At 69.6% G+C, this 240-nt stretch carries 1 protein-coding gene; it reads right to left on the reverse strand.

The window, feature by feature from the left end:
- A partial coding sequence (locus SB771_RS36720; RefSeq protein WP_410722248.1) for an ATP-binding cassette domain-containing protein occupies positions 1-240 on the reverse strand: 240 nt, incomplete at both ends.

The following is a 240-nucleotide window of genomic DNA, read 5'->3' on the forward strand; positions in this document are numbered from 1 at the left end:
CTCGCCCGCATCCATGAACACCACCCGGTCGCATACGTCCCGCGCGAAACCCATCTCGTGCGTCACGCAGACCATGGTCATGCCGTCCTTGGCCAGGCCCTTCATCACCTGCAGCACCTCGCCCACCATCTCCGGGTCGAGCGCGCTGGTGGGCTCGTCGAACAGCATCACCGGCGGTTGCAGCGCCAGCGCGCGGGCGATCGCCACGCGCTGCTGCTGGCCGCCCGACAGCGAACCGGG

Origin of the sequence: Burkholderia sp. SIMBA_051, assembly GCF_046534915.1 — a bacterium.
GTDB lineage: Bacteria > Pseudomonadota > Gammaproteobacteria > Burkholderiales > Burkholderiaceae > Burkholderia > Burkholderia ambifaria.